Source organism: Streptomyces griseoloalbus (genome assembly GCA_014650015.1).
Taxonomy (GTDB): domain Bacteria; phylum Actinomycetota; class Actinomycetes; order Streptomycetales; family Streptomycetaceae; genus Streptomyces; species Streptomyces griseoloalbus.
Genome location: BMUD01000104.1, coordinates 1 through 727, shown reverse-complemented (window position 1 = coordinate 727; position 727 = coordinate 1). Strand labels below are relative to the sequence as shown.

At 71.0% G+C, this 727-nt stretch carries 1 protein-coding gene; it reads left to right on the top strand.

All coding sequences use genetic code 11. The features are described from left to right. On the top strand, positions 1–343 hold a 343-nt coding region (locus IE178_RS35140; protein WP_193515082.1), incomplete at its 5' end, for a helicase associated domain-containing protein. Positions 344–727: the final 384 nt, after the last annotated feature.

Below are 727 nucleotides of genomic sequence, written 5' to 3'. Positions count from 1 at the left end.
TACCTGGGCCCGGCTCATGCCCGAGCAGCAGCAACGGCTGCGCGCCCTGGGCATCCAGCCCGCCGAGGCGCCGTCCGGCGCACCCCCGGCCACGCGCTCGGCCAAAGGCCCGAGCAAGGCACAGCAGGCCTTCCAACGCGGCCTGGCAGCCCTCACGCAGTGGATCGAACGGGAAGGCCCCGGCCGGCCCGTACCACGAGGACACATCGAACAGATCACCATCCACGGCGAAACCGTGGCCGTGAAACTCGGCGTGTGGATCTCCAACACCAAAACCCGGCGCGCCAAACTCACCCCGCAGCAGCGCGACGCACTGCACAAGCTCGGCATCGACTGGGCCTGACCGCCAGGGAAAGCCAGGACAGGAGCAGCATGGTCCCGGCGGTCCGTAACCGGTGAGCGCCGAACGGCGTTGAACACAACACGCGGTCCAACCCCCCGCACCCGGCGGGAACACGGGCGGGCCCGAACCGAGGCAGTCCAGGCCCGGGGCCGGCGGCATGTCGAAGGGCAGGCGGCTACAGCTCGGCTTGGCGTCTCATCGCCGCCAGACGTTGACCTTCTCCGTCACCAGCAGCGGTGCTCCCGCCAGCCCTTTCACGTACGACGGCACCTACGTCTTACAGCGAAGCGACCGGCCGGGCCCGCAGGGCCAGGCTCGCCCGGTTGCGGGTCGTGCAGGGCCCACCGCGGGTCGTCCAGGACGGCCTCCGGGTCGGCGACGTCG